Raw genomic sequence first — 19,072 nt, 5'->3', positions numbered from 1 at the left:
AGACAGTGGTAGCGGTCACACTGGAAGCGTTACGAGGTATGTCCTCATGTGTCAACGTGGTCAGACCTCGTTGCCGGAGACCTGTCGGACCTTTGGTTGGCCACTGCGGCGCCGGCGCCACGGTGTTTGGTTAGGGGAGGGTTAAGGCGCTCAGCGCCCCCTCCGTCTCGATGCGTATCCGCATCGATCCACCTCCCCCGTTGCACGGGTGAGGATGAAACCGCTTCCCTCCTGCCCCGCTCGCGGGGGAGGTGGCGCGGCGCCGATAGGCGACGTGACGGAGGGGGCGCTCAGGCGGTCGAGCAGGAAAGGGACCCTACACCCACTCCGCCGGCCGCTCCCGCCCAGGCGTCCGGACGGTCGCCGCCGGCCGATGCGCCTTCAGCACCCGCCGAAGCGAGGCCGGGAAGCGATGCAGTTGGACCTCGGGTCGGATCGGGCGGGCGACCAGGCCGCCGCCGCAGTCCGGGCAGACCTCGTCGAAGCGCAGCTCCGCGCAGTCGGCGCAGAAGGTGTGCTCGAAGGTGCAGATTCGCGCGGCGTCGCTGGCGGGCGGCAGATCGCGGTCGCAGCACTCGCAATTGGGACGCAACTCGAGCATGGGCCGTCCTCCCGTGTCCGCCGCGCTTCGATGTCCGGAAGCCGTTTACTATAAGGTGTTTTTCGCCCTCCGCGCGAGGGTCTCCGTTCGCCGATCACGGGAATGTGGAACCTCGGAAAATCCGTGTGATCAGCCGAGGAAAAACGAGGGGTTGACCCCCTCCCCCATACCCCCTAGACACCGCGCCGTTTGCGCGGCGGACGGGCCCAAAGCCCGTCCGCTTTCTTGCAAGGAGACGCCCCTGCGCGCGGGGGCCGGACGGGGGTTACCCCGGGTCCGCCTTTTTGCGAAAATGACCGCCCAATTCCGGGCCCGATTGCGTTCAGGAGCGCTCAACAGAATGTCCCAAGACCTTCTCCCCGGCGTCACCCTCCTTGAAGGCGTAACGGGCGTTCTGGCCCTGGCCGACGGCACGATCCTGCAAGGCGTGGGCTGCGGCGCGGTCGGCGACGCGGTCGGCGAGGTGTGCTTCAACACCGCCATGACCGGCTACCAGGAGATCCTGACGGACCCCTCCTACATGGCCCAGATCGTGGCCTTCACCTTCCCGCACATCGGCAATGTCGGCACGAACGTCGAAGACGTCGAGCAGATCACCGGCGTGGCCGAGACCGCCGCCCGCGGCGCCCTGTTCCGCGACGTCCCGACCGAGCAGGCCAACTGGCGCGCTGGCGGCGACTTCGACGCCTGGATGAAGAACCGCGGCGTCATCGGCCTGGCCGGGATCGACACCCGCGCCCTGACCCGCAAGATCCGCGAGACCGGCATGCCGCACGGCGTCATCGCCCACTCGCCCGACGGCAAGTTCGACCTTCCCGCGCTGGTCGCCAAGGCCAAGGCCTGGGCCGGCCTCGAGGGCCTCGACTTGGCCAAGGACGCCTCGACCACCCAGACCTTCACCTGGGACGAGGGCCTGTGGTCGTGGCCGGAAGGCTACGCCAAGCTGGACAAGCCCAAGTACGAAGTGGTCGTCATCGACTACGGCGTGAAGCGCAACATCCTGCGCGCCCTGGCCCATGTCGGCGCCCGCGCCACGGTGGTGCCGGCCTCGACCTCGGCCGAGGACATCCTGGCCCGTAACCCGGACGGCGTGCTGCTGAGCAACGGCCCGGGCGACCCGGCGGCGACTGGCGAGTACGCGGTGCCGGAGATCCAGAAGCTGGTCGCCAGCGGCAAGCCGGTGTTCGGCATCTGCCTGGGCCACCAGATGCTGGCCCTGGCGCTGGGCGCCAAGACCGTGAAGATGGAGCAAGGCCACCATGGGGCCAACCACCCCGTGAAGGACCTGACCACCGGCAAGGTCGAGATCGTCTCGATGAACCACGGCTTCACCGTGGACAGCGCCTCGCTGCCCGCGCCGGTGCAGGAGACCCACGTCTCGCTGTTCGACGGCACCAACGCCGGCATCCAGCTGGCCGACAAGCCGGTCTTCTCGGTCCAGCACCACCCGGAAGCCTCGCCCGGCCCGACGGACAGCCTGTATCTGTTCGAGCGCTTCGCGGGCCTGATGGACAAGGCGAAGTAGCGCCTCAGGGCGCGTTGAGCGGGGTTGTCGTTTGAGCGCCCCATCGGTGGACGCCGGCCCGCTGCAAGGCGCCATCAAGCGTCTGACGGGCCGCGTCCAGGTTTCCTCGCGCGGCCTGATCGACGATCGCCGCCAGACAGCCATGGAAGAATTCGGCTAGTTCGCCGCGCGGCTCCCATTCAATGCTGTAAGGCCACTGACGCTTCTCCAGGGCTGCGCTCCTGTAAGCGTACCGGCGCGCATCCATGGCGTTGGCCATCAGGGAAAGCGTCGTGTCGGCCTCTAACGCTATAATCCCTATGAAGACGATAGCTAGTACCGCGGCCGACCCGCGTCGCGGCGGCGGCGGCGGCGAATAGCAAGAAGGGTGGCGACTATGGCCGTCACCGCCGCCGCCGCCCAGCCGACCAAGTCGGACGAGCCGCCAAACACCCTTGGGGCCAGAAACTTGGCGGCGATAGCTAGAGCGAGGACGATGAACGCGACAAACCAGTTCACGCGTGTCTCCGATAAGGGCGCATCCGTGAAACTTCGCGCGATGGCGAAGGTTGCAGCGGCGGCGATGCTCACTTTCACAGCCGTCCTTGCGGCATGCAAGTCTCCGGACCGCGCGCCGGAGCGCGGACCTGAGATGCAGCGTTCAGATAAAACGAACTAGCCGCGCGGAAGTCTCGCTTTGTGGGCCGTTGACCGCGCCCGTGGCGGAGGCGCTGGTAGCGACCCTCCCCGACTCCGTCCGGTCCCTGCGCGTCAACTCAGGGGCGGACAGACTGCAGCGGCGATGAAGATCGCCCAGCTGATCTTGGATCGTGGCCTGGATGTTCATGTCGACGGCCTTTGCCAGTCGGCCTGCGCTCGCCGCCCAGAAAGCCCGCCACATAAGTAGCTTCCTGGATCATCGGCGCGAGCCCCTGGCTAGGGGCCGCCTCCCGCAAACATAGGGGGCGCTGCGGGAGGCGGCGGCCAAGCGCCCTCGGCAAAAGGGGGCGCGCTTCGGGCGCTTGGCTGGGGGTAGAGTCCGGCGCTCTTCCGGCGAACCGGGAAAGCGCGAGACCCAAACGCGTGGAGCGGGACTAGGCCTTGATGTTCAGCAGCGCGCCGGTCATCTGGTCTGCGGTCTGAACGACCTTGGCGTTGGCCCGGAAGTCGTATTGAGCGCTGATCTGCTCGACACGTTCCTTGCCGTAGTCCACGTCCTTCAGGTCTTCGGCCGTCTCGGCGCGCACGTCGGCCGATGCAACGCGCTGAGCGCTGGCGGTCAGACGCTCGGCGGCGGCGGTCATGCCGGCGGCGGCGATAGCGAGAGCCTGCATAAAGGCGTCCTCCGTTCTCGCAGCGAGTTATCCGGGCGGTTGGGTTAAGCGGTCGCAACCAAAGATGGTAAAATTTACCGCTTGGTCATCTTTTTTAGCGCCGGTTAACCATAAAGCCGGTCCCTACCCCCACCTCCGCTGGAGGTCGAAACGCCCCCTCAGCCAGAGGTGGAGGACAGCAACGGCGAACGCCGTCGCCGAACGAGCACTTGGCGCACCGACGCAAAGGCTTACGGCGCAAGATCCTGCCGAAGATTACAAAACGTTCAGGCGTCGACGCCTCGACAAGCCGTCATCGTCCCGACATGGTTCGCGGCCGCCCCCCGCGGGCGCCGTTTTTCGATAACTGTTTGGACGCGACCGAGGCCGATGGCAGGGATGACGTCCCGAGGAGCCTCTTGAGAATGTCGTTCACGCGTCGCGCCGCGCTCGCCAGCGCCGCCCTGCTGATGGTCGTCCAGCCGGCCCTCGCGGCCACTCCGTCCAAACCCGCCGTCGCCGCCCAAAAGGTCGCCCCCCAAAAGGTCGCTCCTAAGAAGCCGGCCGCCGGTTCGGACTTCGTCCCCTCGCCCGAGGCGATCAAGGCGCACATGACCTTCCTGGCCGACGACGCCCTGGAAGGCCGCGAGGCCGGCACGCGCGGCTACGACATCGCCGCCAACTACGTCGCCGCCCAGTACGCCCTGCTGGGCGTCAAGCCGGCCGGCGACAAGGGAAGCTACCTGCAGCACGTGCCGCTGCTGGCCTTCCGCCCCTCGGGCGAAGGCGCGGTGTCCGTGACCGGCGCCGACGGCGCGGCGCTGGCCCTGAAGTACGGCGAGGACTATCTGCCGAACGCCCAGGCCCAGGCCGCCGACCTCTCCGTAGAGGCCCCGCTGGTCTTCGTCGGCTATGGTATCGTCGACGCCACGCGCGGCCGCGACGACTACGCGGGCCTGGACGTGAAGGGCAAGATCGTCGTCATGCTGACCGGCGCCCCGACCGCTATCCAGACCGAGGAGCGGGCTCACCTCTCCAGCCCCAACACCAAGCGCACGGAAGCCGCCAAGCGCGGCGCGATCGGCGTCCTGACCATCCCGACCACCAGCGGCGAGAAGCGCCGTCCGTTCGCTCGCGGCCTGAACGGCATGAAGGAATGGCGCGTGACCTGGCGCGACGCCCAGGACGTCGGCGCCATCCGCGCGCCGGCCGCCCCGTCCCTGGCCCAGATCAGCATGGCCGGCGCGGCCAAGCTGTTCGCCGGCGCCCCGACCGCCCTCGACGCCGTCCTGGCTGAGGCCGAGACTCCGCAGGGCGCGGTCAAGGGCTTCCCCCTGGCGACCAAGGCCAAGGTCACGCTGAAGACCGAGATCGAAAAGCGCGAGAGCAGCAACGTCGTCGGCCTGATCGAGGGCTCGGACCCGACGCTGAAGGCCCAGACCGTCATCCTGTCGGCGCACCTCGACCACATCGGGATCAAGGAAAACGCCAAGCCGGGCGAGGACCGCGTCAACAACGGCGCGCTCGACAACGCCTCGGGCGTCGCGACCCTGCTGGAGGTCGCCCGCGGCTTCAAGAACACCAAGGTCCGCCCCAAGCGCTCGATCGTGCTGCTGGCCGTGACCGGCGAGGAGAAGGGCCTGGTCGGCTCGGACTACTTCGCCAACAACCCGACCGTGACGAAGGCCGACATCGCCGCCGACGTGAACTTGGACATGCCGGTGCTGCTGTATCCGTTCACCGACGTGATCGCGTTCGGCGCCGACCGCTCGACCGTGGGCGAGGCGGTCAAGCACGCCGCCGGCCGCGTGGGCGTGGCCCTGTCGGGCGATCCGATGCCCGAGGAAGGCCTGTTCACCCGCTCGGACCACTACCGCTTCGTCGAGCAGGGCATCCCCTCGGTGTTCCTGATGACCGGCTTCCAGAACGGCGGCGAGAAGGCCTTCACCACCTTCCTGAAGACCAACTACCACCACCCGGGCGACGACCTGAACCAGCCGATCGACTACCAGGCGGCCGCCAAGTTCGCCCTCGTGAACTACGAGATCGCCCGCGAGCTGGCCAACACCCCGGCCCGCCCGGTCTGGAAGAAGGGCGACTTCTTCGGCGCCGCGTTCGCCCCGGCGGGGCATCCGTCGGCGGCGAAGTAGGTCCCCTAAATCACCGTCATCCCGGAAGCGCGTAGCGCTATCCGGGACCCAGGGGCCGGCGCATCGCGGTTGCCGTGGGTCCCGGCTCTCCGCTTCGCTGCGGCCGGGATGACACGATGATTTTGCGTTTGGGGTTTGGAGCATTGACCCCTCCCCCATCCAGAGCGATTTTCGGGCTCCCCTTCCGCCCCGAGGCCCTTCCTTGCTCCGCACCGGCGCTTTCCTGAAGATCGGCGTGATCGCGCCGGCCGTGATGGTGGCCGACGTGTGGATCGCCCAGCGGCTGTTCCCCGGCTTCGACGCCGGCGCGCAGTTCATCAGCGAGCTGGGCGGACCGGCCGCGCCGATGCCGGAGGTGTTCAACATCGGCATGGTGATCGCCGGGATCGCGGGCCTGTTCGCGGGCGCCGGCTTCACCCACGCGCTGGAGCACGCCGGCGGCCGCCGCGTGGTCTCGGCCTTCGCGGGCCTGTTCGTGGCGCTGACGGGCCTGGGCGCGGTCTTCGCCGGGATCTTCCACTGGCCCGATCCCATGCACCGCGCCTGCGGCGTGGGCCTGGCCATCCAGTTCGCGCCGCTGTTCACCGCCTGGGCCCTGTGGGGTCAGCCCGAGCACCGACGCCTGGCCAACTTCTCGCTGGGCTGGTTCCTCGGCCTCCTGCTGGTCTTCGCCCTGCTGACCGGCGTCTGGAACGTCCGCACCGGCCACGACGTCGGCTACTGGCAGCGTGGCCATGCGTTCCTGGGCCTGCTATGGCTGGCCGTCGCCGCCTGGACCCTGGAGAAGGGGTGGAGGAAGGCCGCCCTGGCTCAACCGGAACCGGCGGTCGTCTAGCCCGTTGGCCCGGGGCCACGAGGAAAAGCCGCCATGATCCGACACCCCTTCCGCACGCCGTTCATCGGCGTGGCGCTCGCCGTGGCCCTGGCCGCGTGCTCGGAGCGCAAGACCCAGGATCCGCCTGCCTCCGTCGCGCCCTCCACGGCGCCGGCCCCCGCGCCCGCCGCCCCGGAGGCCTCCATCACACCGGCCGGCAGCCAGGTCATCGGCGGGGACGGCTCGCCCGTCCTGTTGTCGGCGCTGACCGCGGCGGACCTGGCGGCGAACGCCCTGCCGGGCGAGCTGGGCTGCGCCTTCCAGGCGGGCGGCCCCGATCCCCTGCTGGTCGCCAAGGGCTTCGTGGGCTCCAAGGACCCCGCGCGGGGCCTCGTGAAGGTCACCGACTATGTCGAACCCATCGCCGCGGCGCGCGGCTTCGACGGCATGGTCAAGGGCGCCAAGTTCAGCGGCCAGGGCAAGACGGTGGTCATCGCCATCACGGGTCCGGCCGCTGGCGGCGGCGAGTCTCCGCCCTATCCCGCGACCCTCACCTACCACCGCGCCGACGGCGCCAAGCATGTGGTCAAGGGGACCTGGACCTGCGGGCCGTAGCGGCGCCCGCTACCGCCAGGCGTAGTTGAAGCTGACGCTGATCCGCTGTTCGTCGGCCTGGTTGGGCGTCACCTCGTGGCGCAGCCAGCTCTCCCACAGAAGGATCGTCCCCGGCGCCGGCTGGACATAGACGAAGGGCTGCAGCGCCTCGGGCGCGTCGGCCAGGCGGTTTGGCGCGGCCATCATCATCGGCAGGCGCGGATCCTCGAACTTCAGGGCCGAGGCGCCCGGCGGGATGGTCACGTAGATCGTGCCGGAGATGACGCTGTGCGGGTGGATGTGGCCGGTGTGCTGGCCGCCCGGCTCGAGAATGTTGATCCAGAAGCTGTCCATGACCAGCTTGCCGGCCCCCAGGTCGAAGCACAGGTCCTTGGCGAAGGCGCCCGCGTGCTTGTCGAGCTTCTTCTTCAGGTCCGCGAACAGGCTGTCGCGCTGCGGGAGGTCGTTCAGCGAGGCGTAGGACGTGTAGCCCAGATAGCCCTTGTTATAGGCCCAGGCCTGGCCGGCCTCGTCCTCCTCGGCGATGGCGACGCAGGCGTCGTGCAGGTCGTCGATGAAGGTCTCGAAGCCCTTCTCGCCGGCGAGGCTGGCTTGGTAGATCGGGGTGGCGAAGAGGCTGCGCGTGGTCATGGGGCGCGTCATACAGGCGCGGCGCGTTGACGACAAACAGGGGATGGAACATGATGAGAACATGGCTATCAAGAAGACGCCCAAGATCGATGCAGCGCCCCACGAAGCGCCCGGTCGGAACTTGGCGGTCTTCGCTCAAAAGCCGCCTGAGAGCGACTTCGTTGAACGTCCCGGCTTCGAGGACAACGAAGCGCACTGGAAAGATGTTCGACGTATTGCCGATGAGACTCTGAGAGACGGGGGCATACCGCTGGAAGACGTCCAGCGTTGGGTCGAGTCTTGGGATACCGAGAACGAACTTCCACCACCCGAGCCGCGCCGTCGCGAGGCTGAATGAGGCGTGTCGAGATCTCGGCGGACGCCCAGAAGGGCATCCGATACCTGCGACGTTGGCTAGCCGAGCGATCTCCGAACGCGTCAAAGCGGGCCGCCGAAACGATTCTGGTGGCGGCCAGATCGCTGGCCGATTTTCACGGGCGTGGCCGTCTAGCGCTTGAGGGGATCAGGGAGCTTCCGGTTTCATTCGGTTCGGCCGGCTATGTCCTACAGTATTTCGTTGAGAGCGACCGTGTCGTGATCTCCCGCGTGTTCCACAGCCTGGAACGTCGCTAGCCCGCCCGGACTCGCCTATATCTGCCCCGTGACCGACACCACGACCGACACCGACGCCTCCCCCCGCCTGACCGGCGCCGCCCTGATCAAGGACGAGGTCACGCGCCTGCCCGACGCGCCCGGCGTCTATCGCATGATCGGCGAGGGCGACGAGGTTCTGTACGTCGGCAAGGCCAAGAGCCTGAAGAAGCGGGTGATCCAGTACGCCCAGGGTCGCTTCCACACCAACCGCATCGCCCACATGGTCGACGCCACGCGGTCGATGGAGTTCGTCACCACCCGCACCGAAGCCGACGCCCTGCTGCTCGAGATCAACCTGATCAAGTCGCTGAAGCCGCGCTTCAACGTGCTGCTGCGCGACGACAAGAGTTTCCCCGAGATCGTCATCCGCCGTGACCACGACGCCCCGCAGCTGCGCAAGCACCGCGGCGCCCACACGATCAAGGGCGACTATTTCGGGCCGTTCGCCAGCGCCTGGGCGGTGAACCGAACGCTGAACACCCTGCAGAAAGCGTTTTTGCTCCGCTCGTGCAGCGACAGCGTCTACGAGACGCGCGACCGGCCCTGCATGCTGCACCAGATCAAGCGCTGCGCCGCCCCCTGCACCGGCCTGATCGGCAAGGACGACTACCAGGCCCTGGTCGACCAGGCCGAGGCCTTCCTGCGGGGCAAGTCCCGCGCGGTGATCGCCTCGATGGCCAAGCAGATGGAAGATGCGGCCGAGGACCTGGAGTTCGAGCGCGCCGCCAGACTCCGGGATCGCATCCGCGCCCTCTCCAGCGTCGCCCAGGAGACCCAGATCAATCCCGAGACCGTGGAGGAGGCCGACGTCGTGGCCCTGCACGTCGAGGGCGGCCAGGCCTGCGTGCAGGTGTTCTTCTTCCGCGCCGGCCAGAACTGGGGCAACCGCGCCTACTTCCCCCGCATCACCGGCGCGGCCGACGAGAGCGAAGAAGAAGGCGTCACCGAGGAGCAGCGGATCATCACCGCGTTCCTGGGCCAGTTCTACGACGACAAGCCGATCCCCCGCCTGATCCTGGCCAATATCCAGCCGGCCGAGAGTGAACTTCTGTCCGAAGCCTTCGCGCTGAAGAGCGGCCGCAAGGTCGAGATCAGCGTGCCCAAGCGCGGCGAGAAGGCCGACCTCGTGCAGCACGCCCTGACCAACGCCAAGGAGGCGCTGGGCCGGAAGATGGCCGAGAGCGGCGCCCAGACCAAGCTCCTGGCCGGGGTCTGCGAGGCCTTCAAGCTGGAGGCGAGCCCCGAGCGGATCGAGGTCTACGACAACAGCCACATCCAGGGCACCAACGCCGTCGGCGGCATGATCGTGGCCGGCCCCGAAGGCTTCATGAAAGGCCAGTACCGCAAGTTCAACATCAAGAGCACCGAGCTCACGCCCGGCGACGACTACGGCATGATGAAGGAGGTGCTGCGCCGCCGCTTCGCCCGCCTGGTCAAGGAGGAGGAGGAAGGCGACAGCGAAAACCGCCCCGACCTCGTGCTGGTCGACGGCGGCAAGGGGCAGTTGGACGCGGCGCTGGAGATCATGGCCGACCTGGGCGTCGACGACATCGCCGTCGTCGGGGTGGCCAAGGGTCCAGACCGCGATGCGGGGCTGGAGCGCTTCTTCCTGCCCGGCCAGCCGCCCTTCATGCTCGAGCCCAAGTCGCCGGTTCTGTATTACCTGCAGCGCCTCCGCGACGAAGCCCACCGCTTCGCCATCGGCGCCCACCGCACGCGCCGGTCCATGGACCTCAAGAAGAATCCCCTCGACGAGATCGAAGGCGTCGGTCCGGGCCGCAAGAAGGCCCTTCTCCACGCCTTCGGCTCAGCCAAGGGCGTGGGCCGCGCCAGCGTCGAGGACCTCGTGAAGGTCGAAGGCGTCAGCCAGGCCCTGGCCGAGCGCATCCACGGGTTTTTCCGGAAGGGGTGAGCGGCGCGCTCTAGCGTCCCGCCGGCGCCGTCGGCAGCACCACCGTCGCCGACAGCCCGCCGCCCTCGCGGTTGGCCAGGACGAGCCGCCCGCCATGCGCCTGGGCCAGGGCCTGCACGATCGAGAGGCCAAGGCCCGCGCCGCCGGTGCGGCGGTTGCGCGAGGCCTCGCCGCGCTCGAACGGCGCAGCGATGCGGGCCAGCACCGCGTCGGGCAGGCCGGGACCGCGATCCAGCACGGCGATGCGCGCCTCGCCGTCGGCGACCTCGGCGTCCAGGGCCACGCTCCCGCCATAGGCCAAGGCGTTGTCGACCAGATTGTCCAGCATGCGTCGGAGGGCCACGGGAGAGACCAGGGCGGTGACGGGCGCGCCCGCCGACAGGGTCACCGCCTGGCCCATTTCCGCGCGCAGAGCGACCAGCCCCTCCAACTCGCGTCGAACCTCGACCGGCCCCGCCACCTCTCCGCGCCCCGCCTCTTGGCGGGCGAACAGCAGGGTGTCGTCCAACAGTTGGGACATCTCGGCCAGGTCGCGGGTCGCCTTGGTCCGCTGCTCGGGGTCGGCGATGAACTCGGCCCGCAGGGTCAGGCGGGTCAGGTAGGTGCGAAGGTCGTGAGCGATGGCGGCCAGCATGCGCGTGCGCTCGTCCATCAGGCCCCGGATCTGTCCGCGCATGGTGTTGAAGGCGCTCGACAGCTCGCGGATCTCGCGGGGACCGCCGGGCGGCAGGGGCGCGGCGTCCAGGTCGTCGCCGAACCGAGCCACGGCCCGGGCCAGGCTTTCGACCGGCCGGGTCGTCTGGCGCATGGCCACCAGGATCATCAGCAGGGTCACCGCCAGCAGGGCGGCGCAAGCCAGGGTGATGCGCCCCAGATAGCGCCGCGCCGCCTCCGGCGCGCGGCGGCGCAGGGTCAGAACCGATCCGTCCTCCAGCCGAACCGAAAGGCGCAGGGCCGCGCGTCCGGGCATGAAGCCGTCACGGAGCCGGCCGCCGCGCAGCACCTCGATCCGCCAGTCGCGCCCCACCAGCGCCCGGTCGTAGGCCCCGTAGCCGGGATCGCGCGCGTCGGCGGGACGCGCACGCCGCAGCGAGGCGGGAAAGTCCGCGCCGAGCGTGGCCCGGATCACCCCGGTGTCCAGCGCCTTCATCACGGCGGGGCGGGCCGAGGGCGGCGAGGCGTCCAGGGCCTCGACCATGGCCACCGCCTCGGCCGGCTGGGGCAGTTGGTAGAAGCGCACCCCGCCGCCATCATCTGAGGGCCAGATCAGCAGCGCCGCGCCCAGGACCAGCAGGATCATCAGGCCCGCCAGCAGGATGGCGGCGATGCGCGAAGAGAGGTTGTCCAGCATCACCATCGACGGCGCGCCCTCAAAGTCGCTCGACCGGCGCGCTGAACAGATAGCCGCCGCCGCGCACGGTCTTGATCAGCCCCTCGCCGCCCGCGCCCGCGGCCAGCTTGCGGCGCAGGCGGCCCAGCAGGACGTCGATCGAGCGGTCGTATGGCGTGGCGCTGCGGCCGCGCGTCCAGTCCAGCAGCTGGTCGCGGCTGAGCACGCGCTGGGCGTGGCGCAGGAAGGCCATCAAGAGGTCGTGCTCCCCGCCCGTCAGCACCACCGGCGCGCCGGCGGCGTCGAGGAGATCGCGGCTGGCCGAGTCCAGCCGCCAGCCCGCGAAGCCATAGACCTCGCCCGGCGGCGCGACGGCCACCCGATGGACCTCGCGCGTGCGGCGCAGGATGGCGCGGACCCGGGCCAGAAGCTCGCGCGGCACATAGGGCTTGGGCAGGTAGTCGTCGGCGCCGATCTCCAGCCCGACCACGCGGTCGATGTCGTCGCCCTTGGCCGTGACCATCAGGATCGCCATGTCGCCCGTGGCCCGCAGGCGGCGACACAGCGACAGGCCGTCCTCGCCGGGCATCATGATGTCCAGCAGCACCAGGTCGACGCGACGGCGGGCGGCCAGTCGGTCGAAGGCGGCGGCGTCCTCGCAGCCCACGGCCTCCCAGCCCTCCCGGCGCAGCAGGCCCAATGTCAGGTCGCGGATTTCGGCGTCGTCCTCGACGACCGCGATCAGGGTGTTGTCGATCATGACCGAAGCCTTGCCCCAGGCGCGCGGCGCGGAAAAGGCCAAGCGGCCCACGATTACATTTCGACACGTTTCGTCGGCGAGGAAACATCAGGGCGAGCGCGCCGGCGTGTTTTCTGTCCAGCGACGAGGGACGTCACCCAAGAGATGGAAGACACCATGCGTAAGACTGTTTTCGCCGCCGCCGGCATGACCGCCACGGCCCTGTTTATCGCGCTCGCCCCCGCCGCCGAGGCCGGCCAGCACGGCCGCACCGTTCGCGTTCAGGGCGCCTACGGCCGTGGCTACGTCCACGACCGCCATGTCAACCGCCAGCCGGGCGCCGTCTCGGTCTCCCGCGGGACCCAGACCAACAGCGGCTACGGCGTCGCCAGCCAGCGCGCCGCCAGCTGGGGCGACGGCGCCTATTCCGGAAGCGCCTCTCGGACGTTCAACAACGGCGCCTCGGCCAACCGCGCGACCAGCGTCGTCAACAACGGCGACGGCACCTACAGCTACAACGCCAGCCGCACCGGCTATGACGGCGACACCCGTTCGGTCAGCGGCGTTGTGAGCCGCCCCTGATCGAGGCCGGAGCGCGTCGGCGGCGAAACCCCCGCCCGGCGCGCTCCGGACGCCAGAGTCCGAGCCTGTCCACGGACGGGCGCCGGAGGCCGGCGCGCGGCAGCCCCCCTAGTATCGCGCGTCGGCCATCGCTTTCTCGCTGGAGCACTGACCTTGAAGAAGACCCGCCCGCTGACCCTCGCCCTGGCCGCCGCTATGACCGTCTCGCTGACCGCTAGTGGCGTCGCCGACGCCCAGATCGGCCCGCGCGGCAAGATGCGCGAACGCATGATGCAGCGCCTGCAGGAGAAGAAGGCCGAAGAGGAGCGCCCGATCGACCTCCAGGCCATCCTGCCCGGCGCCCGCAAGCTGACGGCCTCGTACGGCGCCGATCCGGCCCAGGCTGTCGACATCTACATCCCGCCGAACGTCCCGCGCGACGCGCCGGTGATCGTGATGGTCCATGGCGGCGCCTGGAAGATCGGCGACAAGGCCAATACGGGCTCGGTCGAGAACAAGCTTCGCCACTGGCTGCCCAAGGGCTTCGTGTTCGTCAGCGTCAACTATCGCATGCTGCCCCAGGCCATGGCCTATACGCAGGCCCAGGACGTGGCCGCCGCCCTGCGCTGGACGCAGAGCCACGCCGCCGACTGGGGCGCCAGCAACCGCAACATCATCCTGATGGGCCACTCCGCCGGCGCGCACCTGGTCGCCCTGCTGTCGTCCAAGCCCGCGATGGTCGGCCAACCCTGGGCCGGGACGGTGGTGCTGGACTCGGCGACGATGAAGGTCTCCGAGACCATGGCCGGCCGCCATCCGAAGTTCTACGACGAGGCGTTCGGCGGCGATCCCGCCGGCTGGGCCAAGGCCTCGCCGATGGACCAGTGGACGCCGTCCGCCGTGCCGATGTTCCTGGTCTGCTCGACCAAGCGCCCCGACAAGCCCTGCGACGACGCCCGCGCCTTCCAGGCCCTGGCCAAGCGCTCGGGCGTGCGGATGCCCGTCTTGCCCCAGCCCCTGACCCACGCCGACGTCAACCGCACCCTGGGCCTGCCGGGCGCCTACACCGACGCCGTGGACGGGTTCATCGGAGAGCGGCTGGCGCGGTGAAAGGGTCAAGCGGGTGACGGTGGACGCCGCCGCCCTGACCACCATCCAGCCTTCCGGCTCAGCTTCCTGGGAACCGATCCCCCGCGCCGCGCGTAACGGCGGAAAGCGATCTCGCGATCGCAAGCGGGAGCTGCAGCCATGACCGGCCAGATCGTCGACACCTCATCCCACCGCGAGCGGGACGCCAAGGCCCAAGCCATCGCCAAGGCCAAGGCGATCGCGCCGGACGTGGCCGCGCGCATCGGCAGCACGCCGAAAACCACGTTCCGGGGCGATCCCGACATCTTCGGCCGCCTGGTCGAGGACCACGACCGCCACCGCGCCCTGCTGGCGATGATCGAGGAGACGCAAGGCGACTCCGAGGACCGCCGCGCGCTGTTCGCCGAGCTGACCTACGAGCTCAAGGCCCACGCCGCGGCCGAGGAGCAGGCGCTGTGGTCGACGGTGCTGCGCGATCCGGAAACCACCGACTTCGCCCGCCACGCCATCTCCGAGCACAAGGAGATCGAGGACATGCTGGAAGACCTGGCCGCGCGCGACATGGCCTCGCCCGGCTGGCTGCGATGCTTCGCGGGCCTGAAGGAGGAGTACCTGCATCACATCCGCGAGGAGGAGCAGGAACAGTTCGTCGCCGCCGAGAAGCGCCTCAGCGCCAGCGACGCCCAGCACATGCGCCAGGTGTTCGAGCGCCGCAAGAAGGCCGAAAAGGCCGACGCCGAGATCGAGAAGAAGATCAAGCTGAAGGACTAGGCCGCCAGACGCGCGCGGATCGAGCGGCGTGACGTGAAACGCCCCCTCCCGCTCCGCGCGCAAGACGGCTAAACCGTCGGCATGGTTTCCGCGCCGCCCGCCGTCCAGGCCCCGTTTTCCGTCCCCGCTCGCGCTCGCGCCGGCAAGCGGCTGTCGATCGTCGCGCCCTGCTTCAACGAGCAGGAAGTGCTGGACCTGTTCTTCGCCCGGATCGAGGAGGAGCTGGCCAAGCTGGGCCTCGACTACGAGATCGTCTGCGTCAACGACGGCAGCCGCGACCACACGCTGGCGGTGCTGCTGGCCCACCATCAGCGCAACCCGCGCATCAAGGTCATCAACCTGGCCCGCAACTTCGGCAAGGAGACGGCCCTGTCGGCGGGCCTGGACGTGACCACCGGCGACATGGTCGTACCGATCGACGTTGACTTGCAGGACCCGCCCGAGCTGATCGGCCAGTTCGTCGAGGCCTGGGAGGCCGGGGCCGACGTCGCCTACGGCGTGCGCGTGGACCGGCGGGCGGACACGCCGCTGAAGCGCTTCACGGCCCAGGGCTTCTACCGCGCCTTCAACCGGCTGTCGGACGTGGATTTGCCCTACAACGCCGGCGACTTCCGCCTGATGGACAAGCGGGTGGTCGAGGTGCTGCGCAAGCTGCCTGAGCGCAATCGCTTCATGAAGGGCCTGTTCGCCTGGGTCGGCTTTCGCCAGGAGGCCATCCCCTATGCGCGTCCCGAGCGCGCGGCCGGGACCAGCTCGTGGCGCTATTGGAAGCTCTGGAACTTCGCCCTGGACGGCATCACCTCGTTCAGCACCGCGCCGATCCGGGTGTGGAGCTATGTCGGCCTGATCGCCGGGGTGCTGGCGGTCGGGGTCGCGGGCCTCCTGGTGCTGCGCACCCTGCTGTTCGGCCGCGACGTGCCCGGCTATCCGTCGCTGATGGTGGTGATCCTGATGAGCTTTGGCCTGCAGATGCTGGCCATCGGGTCGCTGGGCGAATACGTCGCCCGCATCTATCAGGAGGTGAAGGGTCGGCCGCTGTACGTGGTCATGGACCGCTACGGCTTCGACGACGCCCCACCCTTCGCAGGGGGCCCCGTCGCTTGAGCGCCCTGCTGACGCCGGCGCGGCGGGCGTTCCTGGTCTCGGCCCTGCGCTATGGCCTGGCGGGGGTGGTCAACACCCTGGTCGGCTTCTCGATCATCGTGGCGCTGGACGTGGGCCTGCATCTGCCGGCGCACCTGGCCAACGCCATTGGCTACGCCGTCGGGATCTGCGTCAGCTTCGTCTTGAGCAAGCTGTTCGTGTTCCGCGCCCGCCGCACCGCCCGCTCGGCGCCCGTCCGCTATATCGTGGCGGTGGCCGGCGCCTTCGCCTTGAACCAGGGGGTCCTGACCCTGGCCAAGGCGCTGCTGCCGCACGGAGACCTGTGGAGCGTGGCGGCGCAAGGCGCGGCGGCGGTCAGCTACACCGGCGCCCTGTTCCTGCTAAGCCACTTCTGGGTCTTCGCCCATCAGGACGACGCGGCGGGCCCTAGCGCGACGCCCTGATCTCCTGAACGGCGATGCCGAGCATGCGCGGATCGGCCCGGCTGGTCCGCGCGTCGGGAAGGTCGAAGGTGAACGTCATCGTCTCACCCGGCCTGGCGACGTCGGCGGGCACCACGAAGCGATGGCTGCCGAAGGTGGAAGTCTCGACCTCGCGCGCGCCCACGGCTCGGCCTTCGGCGTAGAGCGTCACGCGCTGGGGACGCAGAGGCAGGTCCGAAAAGCCGATGGCGACCACGTCGATGAGGAAGCCCTTCGCGCCGATGTCGGCGGGCACGTCCAACTTGAACGCGGCCTTGTGCGCGGTCGTCCAGATGCCCTTGCCGCCCGGATCCAGGGTGGACCACCCCGACAGCAGCGCCGGCGATTTCGGCGGCTGATCCAGCCGGATGGTCTGGAACGGCGTGCGGGACGCGGTCAACTCGCCCGGCGCCACGGGGGTCAGCCCCTCCACCCCCTCGAGGTCGCGGCCGCAGATCACCCCGCGCTCGAAGCGGTAGCAGTCAGTCCGCTGGCCGACCGGCTGGAGGAAGCCGCCTTCCAGCTTGTCGTCCGCCAGCACGATCGTCATGCGCCGATCGCCCGGCGCCGCGTCGCGGGTGAGTTCGGGATCGACCACGTCGCAGGGCAGAGGATCGTTGTTTCGCGCCATGGCGAAGGTGTTCGCCGTCCCGCCCGTGCGGGTCGCGACCAAGACCATCTGGCTGATGACCTGCAGGTCCGCGGCGTTGACGGTGCAGAAATAGGTCGGGCGGAAGACCCAAGGCCGGTCGCGGACGGCGGGGTCGCTGAGCAGACCGGCCGGAACCATCAAGGCGTCCGGCGCGGCGAAGATCGCTCGAACGCCCTGGCGCAGCGGGCTGGTGTCGTAGGCCTGAAGCAGGAGCGCGCCGGCCAGCACGGCGACCGCGACGGGCCGGCGCATCAGGCTGACCTGCCGGATGGCCAGGGCCAGGATCAGATAGCCCGGCGCCCAGAAGAAGCGGCCGTGGCCTCGGAACGTCGAGATCAGGTCGGCGACCTTGCCCTTGGGCTTGGGAACGTCGAACAGATGCCAATAGCCGGCATAGACGACCCAGCCGATGGCCCAGATCGTCAGGAAGAGCATGGCCAGGGCCAGCGGCGTCCAGCGCGCCCAGGCCTCGCGCTCGACCACGGGCGCCTGTCGGACGCTCCTGACCTTGAGACCCAGGGCGAGGGCCACCAGCAGCACCACCCCCACGCCCATGAACTGGAAGCCTTCGAAGTACTGGCCCGTCGGGGCCATGGTCCCCTCGAACCACCCGCCGTTCCAGTGCTGGCCGAAGACGTTGGACGCCTGCGGCCAGACCGGGGCCAGGACGTTCATCGAATAGACGCCCAGCGCATCGGCGCCGCCGGCGGCGCCGTCTCCGCCGCCATAGCCCAGGATGAAGGCCGGGACGCCGACCGAGGCCAGGACCGCCACGCCACCCGCCAGCACGCGCGTCCAGGCGCCCTCACGGCGCTGCAGCAGCTCGGCGAGCAGGGCCGCGCCGAAACAGGCGCCGATCGGAACCAGGTGATAGGCGTGGATGCCCGTGGCCAAGGCCGCCAGGGCGGCGAAGCCCCCCACCCGCTTCCAGGTCAGGCCAAGGCGCGCCGACGACACCGCCAGGGCCAGCGAGAACAGGATCAGCCAGTGGCCGCACAGGGCGATGTGGCCGAACTGACGCGCGATCCAGGTCGGGAACAGCAGGGCCATCAGGCCGCCGATCGCCAGCGTGACCCGGTCCTGGACGCCCAGCGACCGCAGCAGGGCCACCATGCCCCAAGCCTGCAGCGGGTAGGACAGCATCAGGAAGACGCCCAGCGGATTGAAGGAGGGTCCCAGGCCCGAGGCCTTCAGCAGGATCGCCAGCCAGGGGATGCTGTCGCTGAACACGATCGAGAACGGCTTGGGCGACAGGCCCGAGACCATGGTCAGCGGGAACGTCCAAGGCTGCCGGACATAGGCCTCATAGGCCCCCGTCATGGCGAGCATGTCGTTCTTGGGCGTCCGCCAGAAGTCGGCCGAGGCCAGCGGAATGTCGAAGCCGAACATGAAGCCGCACAGCAGGATCGGAACGATCGTCAGGACGGCGGCGAACAGCACCTGCTCGCGGGAAAAAGACTTCGGCGACCGCATGGATTCCCTCGGGACACAGGAGGGCTGCATAGCATCGAAGGCGCGCGGGGACACCCCGGCTCGCGCCCTACGGTTGACCCCCCGCGTCGCCCAAGGGGGAAATTACAGCGATAAATAATTTAAACTTGTAATTTCATGGGGAGCCGCCAATCTGCTTTTCGCGGAGGGCGGCGCCATGACGGTCAAGGACTTTGGAACGCGGGTGGTCAAGCGGTCTCGGACCCCGCTGGTTTTCTCGGCCGTCGCGGTCGTCGGGGCGCTGGCCGCGCTGATGTTCACGGTGATCGACCTGGCGCGCTTCGAGCATGATAACGCGATCAAGCGCGCGCCGACGCCCGTCCAGCGCACCCGATACGCGCCGGCCGCGCGGGCGGAATGGCGGCAGGTCCGGACCCATCTGGAGACCCGCCTGAACCAGACCCTGCCGCTGGAGCTCGGCGCTGTGTGGGCCACCCGCTCGGGCCAGGTCTGCGGTCTGGTCAACGGCCGGGGCAGCTTCGGCGGCCTGACCGCCATGGCCCGCTTCTACACGGTCGATCAGCGGCCGGTGTTCCACCAGGACGTCGATCACATCGCCTTCCAGAAGGCCTGGTTCGAATGCCGCCGCGACCAATACGTCATGCTGCACGAGGGGACGACCGAGCCCGGCTTCTGCGGCACCGAGCTCGGCAAACGCCGGTGCTACGCGGTGAAGAACGGGGTTCGGGTGGAGTAGATCAG

Annotated in this window: 20 protein-coding genes and 3 pseudogenes; 15 read left to right on the top strand and 8 right to left on the bottom strand. The window is 69.1% G+C overall.

Going from position 1 to position 19,072, the window contains the following annotated elements; genetic code table 11:
• Nucleotides 1-151 precede the first annotated feature (151 nt).
• Nucleotides 152-269 (top strand): annotated as a pseudogene (locus tag CSEG_RS22465) (hypothetical protein); the annotation flags it as partial.
• 47 nt (nucleotides 270-316) lie between these two features.
• Here the strand turns inward: CSEG_RS22465 and CSEG_RS04840 are convergent.
• Nucleotides 317-601, bottom strand: coding sequence for a DUF1272 domain-containing protein (locus CSEG_RS04840; RefSeq protein ID WP_013078138.1), 285 nt, complete (start codon nucleotides 599-601; stop codon nucleotides 317-319).
• Between the two features lie 340 nt (nucleotides 602-941).
• On the opposite strand from CSEG_RS04840, the gene carA reads away from it, so the two are divergent.
• Together carA and CSEG_RS23520 are read left to right on the top strand one after the other, a co-directional pair.
• The gene (gene carA, locus CSEG_RS04835) at nucleotides 942-2,126 is read left to right on the top strand and encodes a glutamine-hydrolyzing carbamoyl-phosphate synthase small subunit (RefSeq protein ID WP_013078137.1); all 1,185 of its coding nucleotides are present in this window, start codon (nucleotides 942-944) and stop codon (nucleotides 2,124-2,126) included.
• Nucleotides 2,127-2,157: 31 nt separating this feature from the next.
• Nucleotides 2,158-2,286 carry a hypothetical protein gene (locus tag CSEG_RS23520; protein WP_265416128.1) on the top strand — a complete coding sequence of 43 codons (129 nt, stop codon included), beginning with the start codon at nucleotides 2,158-2,160 and terminating at the stop codon, nucleotides 2,284-2,286.
• A 152-nt stretch (nucleotides 2,287-2,438) separates the two neighbouring features.
• On the opposite strand, the gene CSEG_RS04830 is transcribed toward CSEG_RS23520, so the two are convergent.
• Both CSEG_RS04830 and CSEG_RS04820 read right to left on the bottom strand, forming a co-directional pair.
• The gene (locus CSEG_RS04830) at nucleotides 2,439-2,624 is read right to left on the bottom strand and encodes a hypothetical protein (RefSeq protein WP_157038969.1); all 186 of its coding nucleotides are present in this window, start codon (nucleotides 2,622-2,624) and stop codon (nucleotides 2,439-2,441) included.
• A gap of 575 nt (nucleotides 2,625-3,199) precedes the next feature.
• A complete protein-coding gene (locus CSEG_RS04820) occupies nucleotides 3,200-3,439 on the bottom strand; it encodes a flagellar basal body rod C-terminal domain-containing protein (protein ID WP_013078135.1) in 240 nt (79 codons plus the stop codon).
• Between the two features lie 404 nt (nucleotides 3,440-3,843).
• Here CSEG_RS04820 and CSEG_RS04815 point away from each other — a divergent pair, with 404 nt between their 5' ends.
• Nucleotides 3,844-5,568, top strand: a complete 1,725-nt coding sequence (locus CSEG_RS04815; RefSeq protein ID WP_013078134.1) for a M20/M25/M40 family metallo-hydrolase — start codon at nucleotides 3,844-3,846, stop codon at nucleotides 5,566-5,568.
• Nucleotides 5,569-5,608: 40 nt separating this feature from the next.
• On the opposite strand, the pseudogene CSEG_RS23710 reads toward CSEG_RS04815, so the two are convergent.
• A pseudogene (locus tag CSEG_RS23710) lies at nucleotides 5,609-5,712 on the bottom strand (hypothetical protein); the annotation flags it as partial.
• Between the two features lie 58 nt (nucleotides 5,713-5,770).
• Here CSEG_RS23710 and CSEG_RS04810 point away from each other — a divergent pair.
• Complete coding sequence (locus CSEG_RS04810) at nucleotides 5,771-6,403, top strand: DUF998 domain-containing protein (RefSeq protein ID WP_013078133.1); 633 nt, start codon at nucleotides 5,771-5,773, stop codon at nucleotides 6,401-6,403.
• Between the two features lie 33 nt (nucleotides 6,404-6,436).
• Nucleotides 6,437-6,997 (top strand): hypothetical protein, encoded by a 561-nt coding sequence (locus CSEG_RS21440; protein WP_013078132.1) that lies wholly within the window; start codon nucleotides 6,437-6,439, stop codon nucleotides 6,995-6,997.
• Between the two features lie 9 nt (nucleotides 6,998-7,006).
• On the opposite strand, the gene CSEG_RS04800 is transcribed toward CSEG_RS21440, so the two are convergent.
• Nucleotides 7,007-7,627: a TIGR02466 family protein gene (locus tag CSEG_RS04800; RefSeq protein ID WP_013078131.1), complete on the bottom strand. Its 621-nt coding sequence runs from the start codon at nucleotides 7,625-7,627 to the stop codon at nucleotides 7,007-7,009.
• A 220-nt stretch (nucleotides 7,628-7,847) separates the two neighbouring features.
• Between CSEG_RS04800 and CSEG_RS23705 the strand changes: the two are divergent.
• The 3 genes and pseudogenes from CSEG_RS23705 to uvrC form a co-directional block, all read left to right on the top strand.
• Nucleotides 7,848-7,964: pseudogene (locus CSEG_RS23705) on the top strand (hypothetical protein); the annotation flags it as partial.
• Nucleotides 7,961-8,239: a type II toxin-antitoxin system RelE/ParE family toxin gene (locus CSEG_RS04790; RefSeq protein ID WP_013078130.1), complete on the top strand. Its 279-nt coding sequence runs from the start codon at nucleotides 7,961-7,963 to the stop codon at nucleotides 8,237-8,239. The pseudogene CSEG_RS23705 and the gene CSEG_RS04790, both read left to right, overlap by 4 nt.
• 19 nt (nucleotides 8,240-8,258) lie before the next feature.
• A complete protein-coding gene (gene uvrC, locus CSEG_RS04785) occupies nucleotides 8,259-10,172 on the top strand; it encodes an excinuclease ABC subunit UvrC (RefSeq protein WP_085953982.1) in 1,914 nt (637 codons plus the stop codon).
• A 10-nt stretch (nucleotides 10,173-10,182) separates the two neighbouring features.
• Here the strand turns inward: uvrC and CSEG_RS04780 are convergent, their stop codons facing one another.
• Together CSEG_RS04780 and CSEG_RS04775 are read right to left on the bottom strand one after the other, a co-directional pair.
• Nucleotides 10,183-11,529: an ATP-binding protein gene (locus tag CSEG_RS04780; protein WP_013078128.1), complete on the bottom strand. Its 1,347-nt coding sequence runs from the start codon at nucleotides 11,527-11,529 to the stop codon at nucleotides 10,183-10,185.
• A 13-nt stretch (nucleotides 11,530-11,542) separates the two neighbouring features.
• A complete protein-coding gene (locus CSEG_RS04775; RefSeq protein WP_227878887.1) occupies nucleotides 11,543-12,313 on the bottom strand; it encodes a response regulator in 771 nt (256 codons plus the stop codon).
• A 105-nt stretch (nucleotides 12,314-12,418) separates the two neighbouring features.
• On the opposite strand from CSEG_RS04775, the gene CSEG_RS04770 reads away from it, so the two are divergent.
• From CSEG_RS04770 to CSEG_RS04750, 5 genes are all read left to right on the top strand, one after another.
• Nucleotides 12,419-12,823 carry a hypothetical protein gene (locus CSEG_RS04770; protein ID WP_013078126.1) on the top strand — a complete coding sequence of 135 codons (405 nt, stop codon included), beginning with the start codon at nucleotides 12,419-12,421 and terminating at the stop codon, nucleotides 12,821-12,823.
• 153 nt (nucleotides 12,824-12,976) lie between these two features.
• The gene (locus tag CSEG_RS04765; RefSeq protein WP_013078125.1) at nucleotides 12,977-13,912 is read left to right on the top strand and encodes an alpha/beta hydrolase; all 936 of its coding nucleotides are present in this window, start codon (nucleotides 12,977-12,979) and stop codon (nucleotides 13,910-13,912) included.
• Nucleotides 13,913-14,050: 138 nt separating this feature from the next.
• The gene (locus tag CSEG_RS04760) at nucleotides 14,051-14,662 is read left to right on the top strand and encodes a hemerythrin domain-containing protein (protein ID WP_013078124.1); all 612 of its coding nucleotides are present in this window, start codon (nucleotides 14,051-14,053) and stop codon (nucleotides 14,660-14,662) included.
• An 81-nt stretch (nucleotides 14,663-14,743) separates the two neighbouring features.
• A complete protein-coding gene (locus CSEG_RS04755) occupies nucleotides 14,744-15,766 on the top strand; it encodes a glycosyltransferase family 2 protein (protein WP_013078123.1) in 1,023 nt (340 codons plus the stop codon).
• Nucleotides 15,763-16,209 (top strand): GtrA family protein, encoded by a 447-nt coding sequence (locus CSEG_RS04750; protein WP_013078122.1) that lies wholly within the window; start codon nucleotides 15,763-15,765, stop codon nucleotides 16,207-16,209. Before CSEG_RS04755 ends, CSEG_RS04750 begins: the two co-directional genes overlap by 4 nt.
• Here CSEG_RS04750 and CSEG_RS04745 read toward each other — a convergent pair.
• Complete coding sequence (locus CSEG_RS04745; protein ID WP_013078121.1) at nucleotides 16,193-18,352, bottom strand: DUF6311 domain-containing protein; 2,160 nt, start codon at nucleotides 18,350-18,352, stop codon at nucleotides 16,193-16,195. The genes CSEG_RS04750 and CSEG_RS04745 overlap by 17 nt on opposite strands.
• A 175-nt stretch (nucleotides 18,353-18,527) precedes the next feature.
• Here CSEG_RS04745 and CSEG_RS04740 point away from each other — a divergent pair, with 175 nt between their 5' ends.
• The gene (locus CSEG_RS04740; protein ID WP_013078120.1) at nucleotides 18,528-19,067 is read left to right on the top strand and encodes a hypothetical protein; all 540 of its coding nucleotides are present in this window, start codon (nucleotides 18,528-18,530) and stop codon (nucleotides 19,065-19,067) included.
• Nucleotides 19,068-19,072 lie beyond the last annotated feature (5 nt).

The organism is Caulobacter segnis ATCC 21756 (genome assembly GCF_000092285.1).
In the GTDB taxonomy this organism is placed as follows: Bacteria; Pseudomonadota; Alphaproteobacteria; order Caulobacterales; family Caulobacteraceae; genus Caulobacter; species Caulobacter segnis.
This window is presented reverse-complemented; position numbering and strand designations above follow the sequence as displayed.